This window comes from Mycobacterium kansasii ATCC 12478, from assembly GCF_000157895.3.
Taxonomy (GTDB): domain Bacteria; phylum Actinomycetota; class Actinomycetes; order Mycobacteriales; family Mycobacteriaceae; genus Mycobacterium; species Mycobacterium kansasii.
Window position 1 is genome coordinate 5,864,186 of the sequence record NC_022663.1, and the last position, 18,252, is coordinate 5,882,437.

Here is an 18,252-nt window from a genome sequence, read left to right on the forward strand (position 1 = left end):
CAGCATCGTAGAGGGTGCCGGTGACCGCACCGGGCAACGCAGGGCCCGCGGTCGGTCGGGGCAGCGCGGTTGTACCGGCTAACCCGGGGCCACCTGGAGCCACTAGCCTGGTGCGATGTTCACCGGAATTGTCGAGGAACTCGGCGAGGTGATCGCGCGGGACACCCTCACCGATGCGGCGCGCCTGACCATCCGCGGTCCCGTCGTCACCTCCGACGCCGGCCACGGCGATTCCATCGCCGTCAACGGCGTGTGCCTGACCGTGGTAGAAGTGCTGCCCGACGGCCAGTTCACCGCCGACGTGATGGCCGAGACGCTCAACCGGTCCAGCCTCGGCGATCTGCGAGTGGGCAGCCGGGTCAATCTGGAACGAGCTGCCGCGCTCAACAGCCGGCTCGGCGGGCACATCGTGCAGGGGCATGTGGACGGGACCGGCGAGATCGTGGCCCGGACCCCGTCGCAGCACTGGGAAGTGGTCCGGATCGAGGTTCCCGCGACGTTGGCTCGCTACATCGTGGAGAAGGGATCGATCACCGTCGACGGCATTTCGCTGACCGTTTCCGGGCTCGGTGCCCAGCCGCGGGACTGGTTCGAGGTCTCGCTGATTCCGACCACTCGGGAGTTGACCACGCTGGGTTCTGCGCCCGTGGGGACGCGGGTGAATCTCGAGGTCGACGTGCTCGCCAAGTATGTGGAACGGCTGCTGCCGGCCCCGCGAACAGCCAACGCCGGAAGCGCGCCGGCAACCGAGAACACCGCTTAGCAAGGCGGGCGCGCTCGGGTATGCCCCCACGTTGCGAACCAGCGGGCCTCGGGATGGCAGTCAATATGGCAGTCAATGAGGAAAACGGCGATGATTATCGCTTGCCCGTCCGCGCTTGGCCGCGCTTTTCCAACGGCGGCGAAAAACCGATGGGGGAATAACCCAATAGGGTCGCCAACATTCGTTCGCCCAGCCTTGGACGAGTCATGAACGAATGCGTGAACCGGCGCGCGGTTGCCCGACGGCATTGCCGACTGCCTGATCAGAAGGTACGCGAATGAGCCATCTCACTGAACAAGGCGACATCCGAGGCGGCAGCGTGGTTCATACTGAATGCGACATGCGGGCATTACCGCCCGGCTCACCGACAGCAAAGGTAACAACGATGACGAGGCTGGATTCCGTCGAGCGGGCGGTTGCCGACATTGCGGCGGGCAAGGCCATCATCGTTATCGATGACGAGGACCGCGAGAACGAGGGCGACCTGATCTTCGCGGCCGAGAAGGCCACTCCGGAGTTGGTCGCCTTCATGGTTCGCTACACATCCGGCTACCTTTGCGTACCGCTGGACGGCTCGATCTGCGACCGGCTCGGGCTGTTGCCGATGTTTGCGGTCAACCAGGACAAGCACGGCACCGCCTACACCGTCACCGTCGACGCGCGACAAGGTATCGGGACCGGTATTTCGGCGTCCGACCGCGCTACCACCATGCGGTTGCTGGCCGATCCGGCCAGCAACGCCGACGACTTCACCCGTCCCGGTCACGTTGTTCCGTTGCGGGCCAAGGACGGCGGTGTGTTGCGCCGCCCCGGCCACACCGAGGCGGCCGTCGACCTGGCGCGGCTGGCGGGACTGCAACCCGCCGGCGCCATCTGCGAGATCGTCAGCCAAAAAGACGAAGGGGCGATGGCCCAGACCGACGAGTTGCGGGTGTTCGCCGACGAGCACGGTCTGGCGCTGATCACCATCGCCGATTTGATCGAATGGCGCCGCAAGCACGAAAAACATGTCGAGCGAATCGCCGAAGCCCGGATCCCGACTCGGCATGGGGAGTTTCGCGCCATCGGTTACTCCAGCATCTATGAGGACGTCGAACACGTGGCGCTGGTGCGCGGCGAGATAGCCGGCCCGAACGCCGACGGCGACGACGTGTTGGTCCGGGTGCACTCCGAATGCTTGACCGGCGACGTGTTCGGGTCGCGCCGCTGCGACTGCGGACCTCAGCTGGACGCCGCGATGGCGATGGTCGCGCGGGAGGGGCGTGGCGTGGTGCTGTACATGCGCGGCCACGAGGGCCGCGGCATCGGCCTGATGCACAAATTGCAGGCTTACCAGTTGCAGGACGCAGGTGCGGACACCGTGGATGCCAATCTCAAGCTTGGTTTGCCTGCCGACGCAAGGGATTACGGGATCGGCGCGCAAATCCTGGTCGACCTCGGGGTCCGGTCGATGCGGCTGCTTACCAACAACCCGGCCAAACGGGTCGGGCTGGACGGCTACGGACTGCACATCATCGAGCGGGTGCCGCTGCCGGTGCGTGCCAATGCGGAAAACATCCGCTACCTGATGACCAAGCGCGACCGGATGGGCCACGACCTGGTCGGGCTGGACGAATTCGGGAATTTCCAGGAATCGGTCCCGCTGCCCGGCGAATTCGGTGGTGCTTTGTGAGCGGTGGCGCCGGCGTCCCGGACATCCCGGCGCTTGACGCGTCCGGTGTGCGGCTGGCGATTGTGGCCAGCACCTGGCACAGCCAAATCTGCGATGCGCTGCTTGCCGGCGCGCGGAAGGTGGCTGCCGACTCCGGCATCGACAACCCGACGGTGGTGCGCGTACTGGGCGCAATCGAGATTCCGGTAGTGGCGCAGGAATTGGCCCGCCAGCACGACGCTGTCGTCGCGCTGGGCGTGGTAATCCGTGGTGAGACACCGCATTTCGATTATGTCTGCGATGCGGTGACCCAAGGGCTGACCCGGGTTTCGCTGGACGAGTCGACACCCGTGGCCAACGGGGTGTTGACCACCAACACCGAGGAGCAGGCCCTGGACCGGGCCGGACTCCCGACGTCGGCGGAGGACAAGGGCGCGCAAGCGACCGCGGCTGCCCTGACCACAGCGCTGACCTTGCGCGAGCTACGCGTTCAGTCGTGACGGCGGACGCGCAGCAAGGTGACTGGGACGTGGTGCTGCGTCCCTACTGGACGCCGATATTCGCCTGCGTCGCAGCGTTCCTGATCGTCGTGGTGCACGTCGCGGTGGGCATGCTGCTGAAGGTCGGGACCACCGGCGTGGTCCTGCGGACCGCTGACCAGGTGGCTATGGGCGCGCTGGGGTTGATCTTCGCCGGCGCCGTGTTGCTGTTGACGCGGCCGCGCCTGCGGGTGGGCGCGGCCGGTCTTTCCGTGCGAAATATATTGGGGTACAAGCTAATCCATTGGAACGACGTAGTCGCTGTGTCGTTTCCCAGCGGCAGCCGCTGGGCGCGAATTGATCTGCCTGATGACGAGTACATCCCGGTGATGGCGATTCAGGCCGTGGACAAGGAACGCGCCGTGGCGGCCATGGATACGGTACGAACGCTGCTGGCGCGTTACCGGCCGGACTTGCGCGCCCCCTGAGGTCCGACCGGCTGTGGATCGCTGTGGGGAACCGGTGGCCGGGTGGGCGGCGACGTGTCGAACCGCCGTTGCGCTCCTAATCTAAATCCGGTCTTGCTGGCATGGTGTTGCCATTGGTGCGCCCGCAGCTGTCGGTTGGGTTCGGGGCGGGTGGGCTTTTCTTCGCGGTGGCCGCTGTTGGCTGGACATCGATAGGGAAACGTCGGGAGCCGATTTTTCCGGCTGTCGCCGAGCGCGGGCACCGGTCGGAGGATAAGTGAGCGCCAGAGCCCACCATGAATAGCGCCGCAACCACGCCGAGCAAAGCGACAAATGCGGGCAGCAGCATTGATTGCGACATTGCGGTCGAGAAAGGCTCGCGCATCAGGTCAGGTAATCGCACGCCGATGCCCGTGCCGCCGCCCGCCGGGGGCGGTGGAGGTCCGCTGTGGTTTGGTGTTTCGGCGGCGATCCGGGCCGCCATAAACGCTGCCATGCCTGAGCTGCCCAGCACGGCGCCAAGAAGCCGGACCGAGTTGTAAACGCCCGAGCAGGCCCCGGCCAAGTGTGCGGGCAGGTTGCGAGAAGCGGTTGCAGCCAGCGGCGACCACAGCATCGCCATCCCGACACCGAGCGCGGCGAATGGCAGCACCAACTGCCATATCGGTGCGCCCGGAGTCATCTCGACCGCTAGCCAGGTCAGCGCAGCCGATACCAGCGAGAAACCGAAACCGATCACGGGCCGCGGGTGTGCGCGGTCAACAAGCTTGCCAACCAGCGGGGCGAGCAGGGTTGTGGTAACGGCCATCGGTGCGGTCAGCAGTGCCGATTGCGCCGGGGATAGGCCAAGCACCCCTTGTGCGTAGAACATCGCCGGCAGCATCATCGCCGTCGTGACGAAGGCGATCATCGCCACTCCCAAGCTAGACAAAGCGAAGTCTCGATAGCGAAAAATTTCCAGCGGGATCAGCGGCTCGCGCAGGTTGACGGACTGCCAGTGAACGAAGACCGCCAGAAATCCCATGCCGGTGCCGATTGCTGCCCAGATCCACGTCCCCCACCCTGCGGATTGTCCCTCTTGCAGCGCAAAAACGACCAGGCTCGTGCCCATTCCGGAGAGCGCGACGCCGATCCAGTCGAATCGATGCGTGTGGGTCGGCAAAACCGGAATCCACCTGGCGGCCAGCGCCAGTCCGACGACGCCGATGGGAACATTGACGAAGAAAATCGATTTCCAGCCCAGTGCGCCGACCAGTAAACCGCCCAGCAAAGGCCCGACCAGAGTGGCGATACCCGCGGTCGCTCCCCAGACGCTCAACGCCGTCCCCCGACGTTCCGGAGGGAAAGTACGGGTAATCGTCGACAGCGTCTGCGTATTCAGTAGTGAGGCACCGATCCCTTGGATCGCACGAGCCGCGATCAGCATCTCGACACTGTCCGACAAGCCGCACCACAGGGAGGCGGCGGTGAAGATGGCCAAGCCGATCAGATACACATTCTTCGGGCCGAATCGGTCACCGAGCCGCCCGGCCACCAGCGCCGACACCGCGTAGGCCAGCACGGCGGCGCTGGTCACCCAGATCACCGTGTCGTAATCGGAGTGAAGATCGGTCATGATGCTCGGGTTGGCGACCACAACGATGATGAAGTCGACCTGAATCATGAAGGAGCCCAACAGCATCGCCCACAGCGCCCGCCACGGGTGTCGGGGACATCCACGCCCTCCGCGGTTCGGTGGGCCGCCGGATTCGGTGGGTCGTCGGCCACTTCCCGCCGGAGTCATCGCCGCACGCACGTTACCTCCTCGTCCCGGAAAGTCGCCACCGGCTTTTTCGTTCGAGAAATGCTCTTGGCCGCCAGAGTCCGGGCACTCGCAGCATCTGCGACCCAGATCTCGGGCGTGCCGACTTGGCCGATCCGTTCCATTCAACCGGGGCAACGCTTCGGCGGTGCAGCCGAGGTCGCCGCCCATGGCGATGGGTGCCCTTGATCGCGCCTTGCGCGCTTTGCGCCCGGTGCATGTCCTGGCAAGACATCGTTCCGCAGCACGGTCGGATCGGCGACATCACGGTCAACGGCCTATAGAAAGTGTTGCCGAGATGCCCTATAGTTAGAGCCACATAGCGGATCATAGTAGTCCGCTGTTCAGTTCTCCATCGGAAGTGAAGGGCGTGGTCGGTGAACGCAGGCGTGGGCTGGCTTTCCCGCGTCAGCTCGTGCCTTGTGCCGATGACGGAGGGCGCGGCTGGCATCGCCGTTGCCATGGCGATGCCCTCCTCGGTCGTGGCTTTGCAGCGGCGTTTACTCGGGGCGGCGCCGGATACGGTGATTGCGTGCTCGGCAGTCAGCCGGGCGCACGTGGCGGCGCTGAGGTAGCGCGTTGCGTGCCAACCCGTTCGACGAAGACCGCGGCAGCTACTTCGTCTTGATCAACTGCCAGGAGCAACACCGCCTGTGGCCCGTCTTTGCCGACGTTACTAAAGGTTGGCGAGTCGTTTACGACGAGGCCGAGCGTGCTGCGTGCCTGGCCTACATCGAACGGAATTGGACCGACATCCGGCCGAATCTGCGAGAAAGTTGGACCTCGGGCGGAGGTCCTGATGTCTAGGCAATCGGGGTCGGATGGTCGGTTGGAACCCGATGGGCGGACATTTCCGGTAACACAGGCGCAGCTGGGCATATGGCTGTGGCAGCAGACGGGTCGCTCGGCAGTGGAATGGCAAGTCGGGCAGTTCTTGATCATCGACGGTGTCGTAGATCCTGATTTGATAGGACAGTCGATCCGCCAGGTAATAGCCGAGGCCGAACCGCTGAGGGTCGCCTTTTCTGAAATCGGTGGGCGGGTTTTCCAAACGCCGTTCCATTACCCGGATTTCGAGATTCCCGTCCACGATCTGCGGTGCTCGCAGCGCCCGGTGCAAGAGGCCTACAGGTTGGCCTCGACCATCCAGCAGGCGCCCATGTCGCCGGCCGGCCCGCTGTTCAGGTTCGCGTTGTTTCAGACGCAGCCGGAGGAATTCTACCTATTCATCTGCGTTCACCATTTAGTTCTCGATGGATTCACTATCACCATTTTAGCGGAACGAATTTCGTCGGTATATTCAGCGCTTGCCGCCGGCAAACCCGTCGCCCCTGCTTATTTCGGATCCCTGGAGGATCTGGTTCGCTGCGAGTCCAACTACGAGGCTTCTAGCGAATATTCGGACGACGAGCATTACTGGCGCCAAAATATCCCATCGGAAAGCGGGCAGGACAACTGGTTTTCGCAAGAGAATGCCGACTGCGATTCCTATACCGCTTCGGTACCCGTGCAATTGGATCCTGACGTCTTGGCAAGGGTGCACGAGTTGTCGCGGGTGCTGGGTATTCGGCAGTCCTCGATTATTACTGCGGCTTGCGCACTCCTGGTTGGTTCATGCTGCATTGACGGTTCAGAAGTGGTGCTCGATTTTCCGGTCAGCAGGCGGACGACTCGCGAGTCGAAATTTCTTCCTGGAATGTTGTCCGGGGTCTTGCCGCTGGTTTTGAAAGCATCGTCAGGGTCCGGAGCTGCCGATTTCTGCAGGCACGTCGATCTGCAGATTCAGGAGGCCCTTCGGCATCAACGATTTCCGGTTCATACCTTGGATCACAAGACCCAGAACGTTCGGAATACGGGTAGGGTAAGCGTCAATTTTATCCCCGCGGCGAATCGCCTTACATTCAATGGGGCCGCGGCAAGGGCATTTTACACAACCGTTGCCCACGTAGATTATTTTGGCTTGTACTTCATCAAAGATGACGACGGGCTTTTTCTCAGAACGGTAGGAGCCGGTCGCCCGTTTTCCGATTTCGGGGTTGCTGATCTGGCTGCCCGCTTGGAGCGGGTTTTGGTGGCGGTGACCGCTGATCCGGGTCGGCGGTTGTCGTCGGTGGATGTGGTGGGTGTGGATGAGCATGCCCGGTTGGTGCGCTGGGGTAATTGGGCGGCGTTGGCCGCTGGTGGGGTATCGGCGGCGGTGTCGGTGCCGCAGTTGTGGCAGGCGCAGGTGGGGCGTACGCCGCGGGCGGTGGCGTTGGTGTGTGGGGCTACGTCTACGTCGTGGACTTATGGGCAGGTGGATGCGGCGGCGAATCGGTTAGCGCGGTGGTTGGTGGGCCGTGGGGTGGGGGCCGGTGATGTGGTGGCGTTGGTGGGGCGGCGCTGCGCGCAGGCGGTGATCGCGATTGTGGCGGTGTGGAAGACGGGGGCGGCGTATTTGCCCATTGATGCGGCTCATCCGCGGGCACGGGTGAAGTTCATGCTCGATGACGCCAAACCGGTGGTGGCGGTATGCACCGCGGGGTTTGGGCAGCGCCTCGACGGGTTGGGGGTGCAGGTCATCGAGGTCGACGATCCCGCGATCGCGACCCAGCCCGCCGACCCGTTGCCCGAGCCGGAGGCGGCCAACCTCGCCTACCTCATCTACACCTCGGGCACCACCGGCACCCCCAAAGCCGTCGCCATCACCCACCACAACATCACCGAGCTGTTTGCTGGTTTGCACCCCGATCTGCAGCCGTTGCCCGGGCAGGTGTGGGCGCAGTGTCATTCGCATGCCTTTGATGTGTCGGTGTGGGAGATGTGGAGTGCGCTGCTCCACGGCGGACGCCTGGTCATCGTGCCCGACGAGGTCACGCGTTCGCCGACGGAGTTGCTGGGCTTGCTGGCTGATGAAGGTGTGCGGGTGCTATGTCAGACACCCTCGGCGTGGTATGCGTTGCAGGCCGCCTATTCGGCTCACCCGAAGCTGGGGAGCCACCTGCGGCTCGAGGCGGTGGTGGTGGCGGGTGAAGCGCTCGACCCGCCCCGGCTCAAACGGTGGTGGGGTCGGTTCGGCGGACGCACCCGGCTGGTCAACGCCTATGGCCCGACCGAGGCGACGGTGTATGCCTCGTTTCGCCGGATTCTCGAGGCCGACATCGGCAGTGCTGCAAGTCCGATTGGGGTGCCGTTGTCGGGGGCGGTGTTGTTGGTGCTGGATCGGTGGTTGCGGCCGGTGCCGGTGGGTGTGGTGGGGGAGTTGTATGTGGCGGGGTCGGGGGTGGGGTTGGGGTATTGGGGTCGGTCGGGGTTGACGGCGTCGCGGTTTGTGGCGTGTCCGTTTGGTGGGGTGGGTGGGAAACGGATGTATCGCACCGGGGATGTGGTGCGGTGGGGTGGCGATGGGCAGTTGCAGTATGTGGGCCGTGTTGATGAGCAGGTCAAGATTCGGGGGTATCGGGTCGAGCCGGGTGAGGTTGCGGCGGCGTTGTTGCAGGTGGAGGGGGTGCAGCAGGCGGTGGTGGTGGTCCGTGAGGACCGGCCGGGGGATCGGCGTCTGGTGGGGTATGTGACCGGGGCGGTCGATGGGGTGGCGGTTCGGGCGCGGGTGGCGTCTCGGTTGCCGCATTTCATGGTGCCTGCGGTGGTGGTGGTGGTGCAGGGTTTGCCGTTGACGGTCAACGGCAAACTTGATACCCGCGCGTTGCCGGCGCCCAGTTATGGTCAAGTCGAGCGGTATCGGGCGCCGGCGACCCCGGTGGAGGCGGTCCTGGCCGGGATTTATGCCCAGGTTTTAGGGCTGGATCAAGTCGGTGTTGATGACTCGTTTTTCGATCTTGGCGGGGATTCGTTGTTGGCGATGCGGGTGATCGCTGCGCTCAATGATGCGTTGGATGTGGGGTTGTCGGTGCGGGCGTTGTTTGAGGCGCCGACGGTGGCGGGGTTGGCGTCGTGGGTGGGGGGTGCGGCGCGTCGGGGTGGTCCGTTGGTGGCGGGGGTGCGGCCTGCGGTGGTGCCGTTGTCGTTTGCGCAGAGTCGGTTGTGGTTCATCGATCAGGTGCAGGGGCCCTCGCCGGTTTACCACATGGCGTGGGCGGTGCGGTTGCGTGGTCGGCTGGATGTGGCGGCGTTGGGGGCGGCGTGGGCTGATGTGGTGGGCCGGCATGAGAGTTTGCGGACGGTGTTTAGCGCGGTGGCGGGGGTGCCGCAGCAGGTGGTTGTTCCGGTTGAGCGGGTGCGGCTGGGTTGGCGGGTTGTCGATGCCGGCGGTTGGACGGCCGGCCGGGTGGGGCAGGCCGTGGCGGCGGTGGTGGGTCGGTGTTTTGATTTGGCCACCGAGATTCCGGTGCGGGTGCAGTTGTTGGTGGTCGGTGAGCGCGAGTATGTGCTGGTGGTGGTGGTGCACCATATCGCTGCTGATGGGTGGTCGGTGGCTGCGTTGGCCGCTGATTTGAGTGTGGCTTATGCCAGCCGGTGTGGGGGTCGAGCGCCGCGGTGGGCGCCGTTGGCGGTGCAGTATGTCGATTACACGTTGTGGCAGCGGGCCAATCTGGGGGAGTTGTCTGATAGCGGTAGTGCTATTGCGGCGCAGTTGGTGTTTTGGGAAAAGGCGTTGGCGGGGATGCCGGAACGGTTGGAGCTGCCCACCGATCGGCCGTATCCGCAGGTAGCTGATTATCGCGGTGACCAGGTGGTGGTGGTGTGGTCGGCGGAGTTGCAGCAGCGGGTGGCCCGGGTCGCCCGCGAGCATCGGGCCAGCAGTTTTATGGTGGTGCAGGCCGCGTTGTCGGTGCTGTTGTCGCAGCTGTGTGCCAGCTCTGATGTGGCGGTGGGGTTTGCGGTGGCTGGCCGGGGTGATCCTGCTCTTGATGGGCTGGTGGGGTTTTTCGTCAATACGTTGGTGTTGCGGGTCCACGTTGAGGGTGATCCCAGTTTCGCTGAGTTGTTGGCTCAGGTGCGGGCGCGCAGCCTGGCGGCCTTCGAGCATCAAGATGTGCCTTTTGAGGCGCTTGTCGAGCGGCTCAATCCGGCCCGGTCGTTGGCTTATCACCCGTTGATTCAGGTGTTGGTGGCCTGGCAGAACTTCGCGGGGGGTGCCGACTTTGCTGGCGGGTTGAGGTTGGGGGATGTGCAGGTCAGTTCGTTGCCGGTGCGGACCCACACGGCTCGGATGGATTTGGTGTTTTCGTTGGCCGAATCTTTCACCGAGACCGGTGGACCTGCCGGGATCAACGGGGTGGTGGAGTTTCGCACCGATGTGTTCGACGCGGCCAGCATCGAGATGCTGGTGAAGCGCTTGGAGCGGGTTTTGGTGGCGGTGACCGCTGATCCGGGTCGGCGGTTGTCGTCGGTGGATGTGGTGGGTGTGGATGAGCATGCCCGGTTGGTGCGCTGGGGTAATTGGGCGGCGTTGGCCGCTGGTGGGGTATCGGCGGCGGTGTCGGTGCCGCAGTTGTGGCAGGCGCAGGTGGGGCGTACGCCGCGGGCGGTGGCGTTGGTGTGTGGGGCTACGTCTACGTCGTGGACTTATGGGCAGGTGGATGCGGCGGCGAATCGGTTAGCGCGGTGGTTGGTGGGCCGTGGGGTGGGGGCCGGTGATGTGGTGGCGTTGGTGGGGCGGCGCTGCGCGCAGGCGGTGATCGCGATTGTGGCGGTGTGGAAGACGGGGGCGGCGTATTTGCCCATTGATGCGGCTCATCCGCGGGCACGGGTGAAGTTCATGCTCGATGACGCCAAACCGGTGGTGGCGGTATGCACCGCGGGGTTTGGGCAGCGCCTCGACGGGTTGGGGGTGCAGGTCATCGAGGTCGACGATCCCGCGATCGCGACCCAGCCCGCCGACCCGTTGCCCGAGCCGGAGGCGGCCAACCTCGCCTACCTCATCTACACCTCGGGCACCACCGGCACCCCCAAAGCCGTCGCCATCACCCACCACAACATCACCCAGCTCTTCACCGCGCCGAACGCGTCCATTCTCGCCGCGGGCCAGGCGGTGACACAGTGTCATTCCTATGGGTTTGACGTGTCGGTGTGGGAGATGTGGAGCGCGCTGCTCCACGGCGGACGCCTGGTCATCGTGCCCGAGGAAGTCACCCGATCACCCACAGACTTCCACAACCTGCTCACCTCCGAGCACGTGGATGTACTGACTCAGACCCCATCTGCGGCTGCGATGTTGTCGACGGACGGTTTGGAATCGACGGCACTCGTCGTAGCCGGTGAGGCCTGTCCGGCCGACCTGGTGGACCGCTGGGCGCCCGGACGGATCATGATCAACGCCTACGGCCCTACCGAGACGTGGTACGTGTCAATGAGTGCGCCGTTGCGGCCGGGTTCGGGCCCGCCTCCGATTGGGGTGCCGTTGTCGGGGGCGGTGTTGTTGGTGCTGGATCGGTGGTTGCGGCCGGTGCCGGTGGGTGTGGTGGGGGAGTTGTATGTGGCGGGGTCGGGGGTGGGGTTGGGGTATTGGGGTCGGTCGGGGTTGACGGCGTCGCGGTTTGTGGCGTGTCCGTTTGGTGGGGTGGGTGGGAAACGGATGTATCGCACCGGGGATGTGGTGCGGTGGGGTGGCGATGGGCAGTTGCAGTATGTGGGCCGTGTTGATGAGCAGGTCAAGATTCGGGGGTATCGGGTCGAGCCGGGTGAGGTTGCGGCGGCGTTGTTGCAGGTGGAGGGGGTGCAGCAGGCGGTGGTGGTGGTCCGTGAGGACCGGCCGGGGGATCGGCGTCTGGTGGGGTATGTGACCGGGGCGGTCGATGGGGTGGCGGTTCGGGCGCGGGTGGCGTCTCGGTTGCCGCATTTCATGGTGCCTGCGGTGGTGGTGGTGGTGCAGGGTTTGCCGTTGACGGTCAACGGCAAACTTGATACCCGCGCGTTGCCGGCGCCCAGTTATGGTCAAGTCGAGCGGTATCGGGCGCCGGCGACCCCGGTGGAGGCGGTCCTGGCCGGGATTTATGCCCAGGTTTTAGGGCTGGATCAAGTCGGTGTTGATGACTCGTTTTTCGATCTTGGCGGGGATTCGTTGTTGGCGATGCGGGTGATCGCTGCGCTCAATGATGCGTTGGATGTGGGGTTGTCGGTGCGGGCGTTGTTTGAGGCGCCGACGGTGGCGGGGTTGGCGTCGTGGGTGGGGGGTGCGGCGCGTCGGGGTGGTCCGTTGGTGGCGGGGGTGCGGCCTGCGGTGGTGCCGTTGTCGTTTGCGCAGAGTCGGTTGTGGTTCATCGATCAGGTGCAGGGGCCCTCGCCGGTTTACCACATGGCGTGGGCGGTGCGGTTGCGTGGTCGGCTGGATGTGGCGGCGTTGGGGGCGGCGTGGGCTGATGTGGTGGGCCGGCATGAGAGTTTGCGGACGGTGTTTAGCGCGGTGGCGGGGGTGCCGCAGCAGGTGGTTGTTCCGGTTGAGCGGGTGCGGCTGGGTTGGCGGGTTGTCGATGCCGGCGGTTGGACGGCCGGCCGGGTGGGGCAGGCCGTGGCGGCGGTGGTGGGTCGGTGTTTTGATTTGGCCACCGAGATTCCGGTGCGGGTGCAGTTGTTGGTGGTCGGTGAGCGCGAGTATGTGCTGGTGGTGGTGGTGCACCATATCGCTGCTGATGGGTGGTCGGTGGCTGCGTTGGCCGCTGATTTGAGTGTGGCTTATGCCAGCCGGTGTGGGGGTCGAGCGCCGCGGTGGGCGCCGTTGGCGGTGCAGTATGTCGATTACACGTTGTGGCAGCGGGCCAATCTGGGGGAGTTGTCTGATAGCGGTAGTGCTATTGCGGCGCAGTTGGTGTTTTGGGAAAAGGCGTTGGCGGGGATGCCGGAACGGTTGGAGCTGCCCACCGATCGGCCGTATCCGCAGGTAGCTGATTATCGCGGTGACCAGGTGGTGGTGGTGTGGTCGGCGGAGTTGCAGCAGCGGGTGGCCCGGGTCGCCCGCGAGCATCGGGCCAGCAGTTTTATGGTGGTGCAGGCCGCGTTGTCGGTGCTGTTGTCGCAGCTGTGTGCCAGCTCTGATGTGGCGGTGGGGTTTGCGGTGGCTGGCCGGGGTGATCCTGCTCTTGATGGGCTGGTGGGGTTTTTCGTCAATACGTTGGTGTTGCGGGTCCACGTTGAGGGTGATCCCAGTTTCGCTGAGTTGTTGGCTCAGGTGCGGGCGCGCAGCCTGGCGGCCTTCGAGCATCAAGATGTGCCTTTTGAGGCGCTTGTCGAGCGGCTCAATCCGGCCCGGTCGTTGGCTTATCACCCGTTGATTCAGGTGTTGGTGGCCTGGCAGAACTTCGCGGGGGGTGCCGACTTTGCTGGCGGGTTGAGGTTGGGGGATGTGCAGGTCAGTTCGTTGCCGGTGCGGACCCACACGGCTCGGATGGATTTGGTGTTTTCGTTGGCCGAATCTTTCACCGAGACCGGTGGACCTGCCGGGATCAACGGGGTGGTGGAGTTTCGCACCGATGTGTTCGACGCGGCCAGCATCGAGATGCTGGTGAAGCGCTTGGAGCGGGTTTTGGTGGCGGTGACCGCTGATCCGGGTCGGCGGTTGTCGTCGGTGGATGTGGTGGGTGTGGATGAGCATGCCCGGTTGGTGCGCTGGGGTAATTGGGCGGCGTTGGCCGCTGGTGGGGTATCGGCGGCGGTGTCGGTGCCGCAGTTGTGGCAGGCGCAGGTGGGGCGTACGCCGCGGGCGGTGGCGTTGGTGTGTGGGGCTACGTCTACGTCGTGGACTTATGGGCAGGTGGATGCGGCGGCGAATCGGTTAGCGCGGTGGTTGGTGGGCCGTGGGGTGGGGGCCGGTGATGTGGTGGCGTTGGTGGGGCGGCGCTGCGCGCAGGCGGTGATCGCGATTGTGGCGGTGTGGAAGACGGGGGCGGCGTATTTGCCCATTGATGCGGCTCATCCGCGGGCACGGGTGAAGTTCATGCTCGATGACGCCAAACCGGTGGTGGCGGTATGCACCGCGGGGTTTGGGCAGCGCCTCGACGGGTTGGGGGTGCAGGTCATCGAGGTCGACGATCCCGCGATCGCGACCCAGCCCGCCGACCCGTTGCCCGAGCCGGAGGCGGCCAACCTCGCCTACCTCATCTACACCTCGGGCACCACCGGCACCCCCAAAGCCGTCGCCATCACCCACCACAACATCACCGAGCTGTTTGCTGGTTTGCACCCCGATCTGCAGCCGTTGCCCGGGCAGGTGTGGGCGCAGTGTCATTCGCATGCCTTTGATGTGTCGGTGTGGGAGATGTGGAGTGCGCTGCTCCACGGCGGACGCCTGGTCATCGTGCCCGACGAGGTCACGCGTTCGCCGACGGAGTTGCTGGGCTTGCTGGCTGATGAAGGTGTGCGGGTGCTATGTCAGACACCCTCGGCGTGGTATGCGTTGCAGGCCGCCTATTCGGCTCACCCGAAGCTGGGGAGCCACCTGCGGCTCGAGGCGGTGGTGGTGGCGGGTGAAGCGCTCGACCCGCCCCGGCTCAAACGGTGGTGGGGTCGGTTCGGCGGACGCACCCGGCTGGTCAACGCCTATGGCCCGACCGAGGCGACGGTGTATGCCTCGTTTCGCCGGATTCTCGAGGCCGACATCGGCAGTGCTGCAAGTCCGATTGGGGTGCCGTTGTCGGGGGCGGTGTTGTTGGTGCTGGATCGGTGGTTGCGGCCGGTGCCGGTGGGTGTGGTGGGGGAGTTGTATGTGGCGGGGTCGGGGGTGGGGTTGGGGTATTGGGGTCGGTCGGGGTTGACGGCGTCGCGGTTTGTGGCGTGTCCGTTTGGTGGGGTGGGTGGGAAACGGATGTATCGCACCGGGGATGTGGTGCGGTGGGGTGGCGATGGGCAGTTGCAGTATGTGGGCCGTGTTGATGAGCAGGTCAAGATTCGGGGGTATCGGGTCGAGCCGGGTGAGGTTGCGGCGGCGTTGTTGCAGGTGGAGGGGGTGCAGCAGGCGGTGGTGGTGGTCCGTGAGGACCGGCCGGGGGATCGGCGTCTGGTGGGGTATGTGACCGGGGCGGTCGATGGGGTGGCGGTTCGGGCGCGGGTGGCGTCTCGGTTGCCGCATTTCATGGTGCCTGCGGTGGTGGTGGTGGTGCAGGGTTTGCCGTTGACGGTCAACGGCAAACTTGATACCCGCGCGTTGCCGGCGCCCAGTTATGGTCAAGTCGAGCGGTATCGGGCGCCGGCGACCCCGGTGGAGGCGGTCCTGGCCGGGATTTATGCCCAGGTTTTAGGGCTGGATCAAGTCGGTGTTGATGACTCGTTTTTCGATCTTGGCGGGGACAGCATTTCCGCGATACAGGTCGCCGCGCGGGCGCGCGCCGCGGGCATCGAGTGTCGACCTCGGGATCTATTCACCCTTCAAAGCGTCGCTGGGATCGCCGGCGCAGCCCGGTTGAACGGTGACGCCGCGAGCGGCGCGGTAGATGACTGCGCGGGCGAGGTGCCGGCAACACCGATCATCCGCTGGCTGGAAAGCGTGCAGGGGCCGGTCGGGCAGTTCAATCAGATGGTGCTAGTGCAGGCTCCGGCTGGCGTTACCAAGGATGACGTGGTGGTCCTGCTGCAAGCGTTGTTGGATCGACACGCAATGCTGCGGTTGCAGGTCGCCGACGGCAGCACCGGACACTGGTCGTTGTGGGTGCCCGAGCCGGGCAGTGTGGCTGCGCCAAGCCGCCTGCAAGTCGTGCCGGAGATGTCGGAAACGGCACTGGCAGCGGCCCGGTCCCGGTTGAATCCGGCTGCCGGGGAGATGCTCAGCGCGTTATGGGTCGCCAACGCAGGACAACTGCTGCTAGTCATCCATCACCTAGCTGTTGACGCGGTGTCTTGGCGGATTTTGCTGGACGATCTCAATAACGCTTGGAATCAACACCGCCGGGGGCAGCGGGTCGTGCTGTCCTCCAGGGGTACGTCATTCCGGCGGTGGGCGTCACTGTTAGGTGAGTACGCGCAGCGCCACGAGGTGGTCGCTCAGGTCTCCGCCTGGCAGCAGGTCATGATGCCTGGTGCCGAGATGCCCGCGGTTCAACCCGCGGTAGATACGTTCGCCAGCGCCGGGCACATGTCGGCATCGCTCGATGTCGAGACCACCCGCATGCTTACGGACGACGTTCCCGCGGCGTTCCATGCCCGGATACAGGAAATTCTGCTGATCGCCTACGCGCTGGCGTGGTGGGCATTCTTCGGCGAAGACGCAGGCCGGATCGTTATCGACGTCGAGGGCCACGGACGTCAGGATGAATTGGCTCCTGGCATCGACTTGTCCCATACGGTGGGGTGGTTCACCACCAAATACCCGGTGGCAGTGGCCGTGGAAACAGACCTGCGCTGGACGGATGTGGTGGCTGGTGGGGCCGCACTGGGCGTGGTCATCAAGAACGCCAAAGAGCAGCTTCGCGCCCTACCCGACGGTCTTACCTATGGGCTGCTGCGTTACCTCACCGCACAGAACGAACAGATCGAGCTCGCGGCAGCCGACCCGCCGATTGGATTCAACTACTTGGGCCGCCTCGGCGAGCACGCTCAGGCCGTCACTGCCGATGACAGCTGGCAAATCTGCTATGGCGCCTTGCCGGTTAACGAAATGAGCGAGGCTGGCTACGACATGCCGCTGATGCACACCGTGGAAGTCAACGCCGCCACAGTTAACACCCCTGCAGGCCCGCAACTGCACGCTGAGTGGACCTGGGCGCCATCCAAAGTTGATCGTGCCCAGATCACCCGGATAAGCCAATTGTGGTTCGAAGCACTGCGTGGGATCTGCGCACACGTCCGAACCGGCGGCGGCGGGTTGACCCCATCCGATGTGCTGCCCGCCCGGCTCAGTCAGCAGCAAATCGACGAATTGGGCCGGCAATATCGGATTGCTGATGTTGTGCCGCTTACCCCGCTACAGCAAGCGATGCTTTCCTTTGCCGGCCGCCCCCACGGCCTCGCGGATGCATACGTGGTACAGGTCGGCATCACCCTGACGGGTCAACTTGACCAGCACCGCCTCCGGCGGGCCGTCGAGATCCTCCTCGAGCGCCACCCCAACTTGGCGGCCCGGTTCATCACCGAGGGTCTCGACGAGCCGGTGCAGATCATTCCAGCCAATCCGATAGCGCAGTGGCGCTATGCCGAGTTCGCCGCCGCCGAGCAGCACGACGTCGAGCGGCTCTGCGCTGCCGAGCGCCAAGCCGTAACCGACCTCACTAACAACGGCCCCCTGAGAGCCGCTCTCCTTCGCCGGGCGCAGAATCGTCACCTGTTCTTGCTGACCACCCACCACATTGTTTGCGATGGCTGGTCACTGCAGATCATGCTGCGCGACATCTTCGCCTGTTACCACGAGCAGGAATTGCCGCGGCCGGTCGCGTACCGGCGTTTTTTGACGTGGCTTGCTGCCCGCGACCACGCCGCAGCCTGCGCCGCCTGGCGCAAACTCTTTTCCGGTTTCCACACGCCCACTTTGGTGGGCCCACCCAACCGGTCGCGACTCGCTGAGGGCCGCGTGCGATCTTTTCAGCTGCCGGTCGAAACCACCGACGCGCTGACCCGACTCGCTCGCTCACACACCACGACGATCAATACGGTGTTGCAAGCCGCTTGGGCGCAGGTCCTGGTCTGGCTGACCGGCCACCATGATGTGGCCTTCGGCACCACGGTATCTGGGCGGCCCGCCGAGTTGGCCGGTGCACAATCTATGGTCGGCCTGTTGGCCAACACCGTGCCGGTGCGCGCGATTACCAGCGTGACGACCACGACCACAGAATTGCTCAGCCAACTCAAGCAAGCCCAACACGACACCCTCGAGCATCAATACCTGGCGCTGGCAGATATTACCGACGGTTGCGGCCAGGACCCTCTGTTCGACACTCTTTTGGTGTTCCAGAACTACCCGGTGGAGAATTTCACGGTTGGGGGCGCCGACGAGCTGGCGATCACCGAAATCACCGGCTACGAATTCAGCCACTACCCGTTAGCCGTGCGCGTGTCACCGGGCCGCCAACTCAATCTTCGCGTGGAGTTTGCCGGCGATGTTTTCGACGCGTCCGGAATCGAACTGATCATCCGCCGCCTGCGACAGCTATTGGACATCATGGCGGCCTACCCGGACAAGCCGCTCCGCGCCATCGAGCTTCGCCATGAAACCTAGCAAAGCAGATTGG

General features: G+C 64.7%; 7 protein-coding genes. 6 read left to right on the plus strand and 1 reads right to left on the minus strand.

The annotated features are described in order from the left end of the window. Positions 1 to 115 precede the first annotated feature (115 nt). From MKAN_RS25530 to MKAN_RS25545, 4 genes are all read left to right on the plus strand, one after another. The gene (locus tag MKAN_RS25530; RefSeq protein WP_023373170.1) at positions 116 to 763 is read left to right on the plus strand and encodes a riboflavin synthase; all 648 of its coding nucleotides are present in this window, start codon (positions 116 to 118) and stop codon (positions 761 to 763) included. Between the two features lie 385 nt (positions 764 to 1,148). Further along, entirely contained in the window at positions 1,149 to 2,435 is a 1,287-nt protein-coding gene (locus MKAN_RS25535; protein ID WP_023373172.1) for a bifunctional 3,4-dihydroxy-2-butanone-4-phosphate synthase/GTP cyclohydrolase II, read from the plus strand. Continuing rightward, positions 2,432 to 2,914: a 6,7-dimethyl-8-ribityllumazine synthase gene (gene ribH / locus MKAN_RS25540; protein WP_023373174.1), complete on the plus strand. Its 483-nt coding sequence runs from the start codon at positions 2,432 to 2,434 to the stop codon at positions 2,912 to 2,914. Before MKAN_RS25535 ends, ribH begins: the two co-directional genes overlap by 4 nt. After that, complete coding sequence (locus MKAN_RS25545; protein WP_023373176.1) at positions 2,911 to 3,381, plus strand: PH domain-containing protein; 471 nt, start codon at positions 2,911 to 2,913, stop codon at positions 3,379 to 3,381. The genes ribH and MKAN_RS25545 overlap by 4 nt, the downstream gene beginning before the upstream one ends. Positions 3,382 to 3,457: 76 nt before the next feature. Here MKAN_RS25545 and MKAN_RS25550 read toward each other — a convergent pair whose 3' ends face one another. Then, a complete protein-coding gene (locus MKAN_RS25550; RefSeq protein WP_371686044.1) occupies positions 3,458 to 5,023 on the minus strand; it encodes an MFS transporter in 1,566 nt (521 codons plus the stop codon). 717 nt (positions 5,024 to 5,740) lie between these two features. Here MKAN_RS25550 and MKAN_RS25560 point away from each other — a divergent pair. Both MKAN_RS25560 and MKAN_RS25565 read left to right on the plus strand, forming a co-directional pair. Further along, positions 5,741 to 5,968, plus strand: a complete 228-nt coding sequence (locus tag MKAN_RS25560; protein WP_023373182.1) for an MbtH family protein — start codon at positions 5,741 to 5,743, stop codon at positions 5,966 to 5,968. After that, on the plus strand, positions 5,961 to 18,239 hold the full coding sequence (locus MKAN_RS25565) for a non-ribosomal peptide synthetase (RefSeq protein ID WP_080674153.1): 12,279 nt from the start codon (positions 5,961 to 5,963) through the stop codon (positions 18,237 to 18,239). Before MKAN_RS25560 ends, MKAN_RS25565 begins: the two co-directional genes overlap by 8 nt. Positions 18,240 to 18,252: the final 13 nt, after the last annotated feature.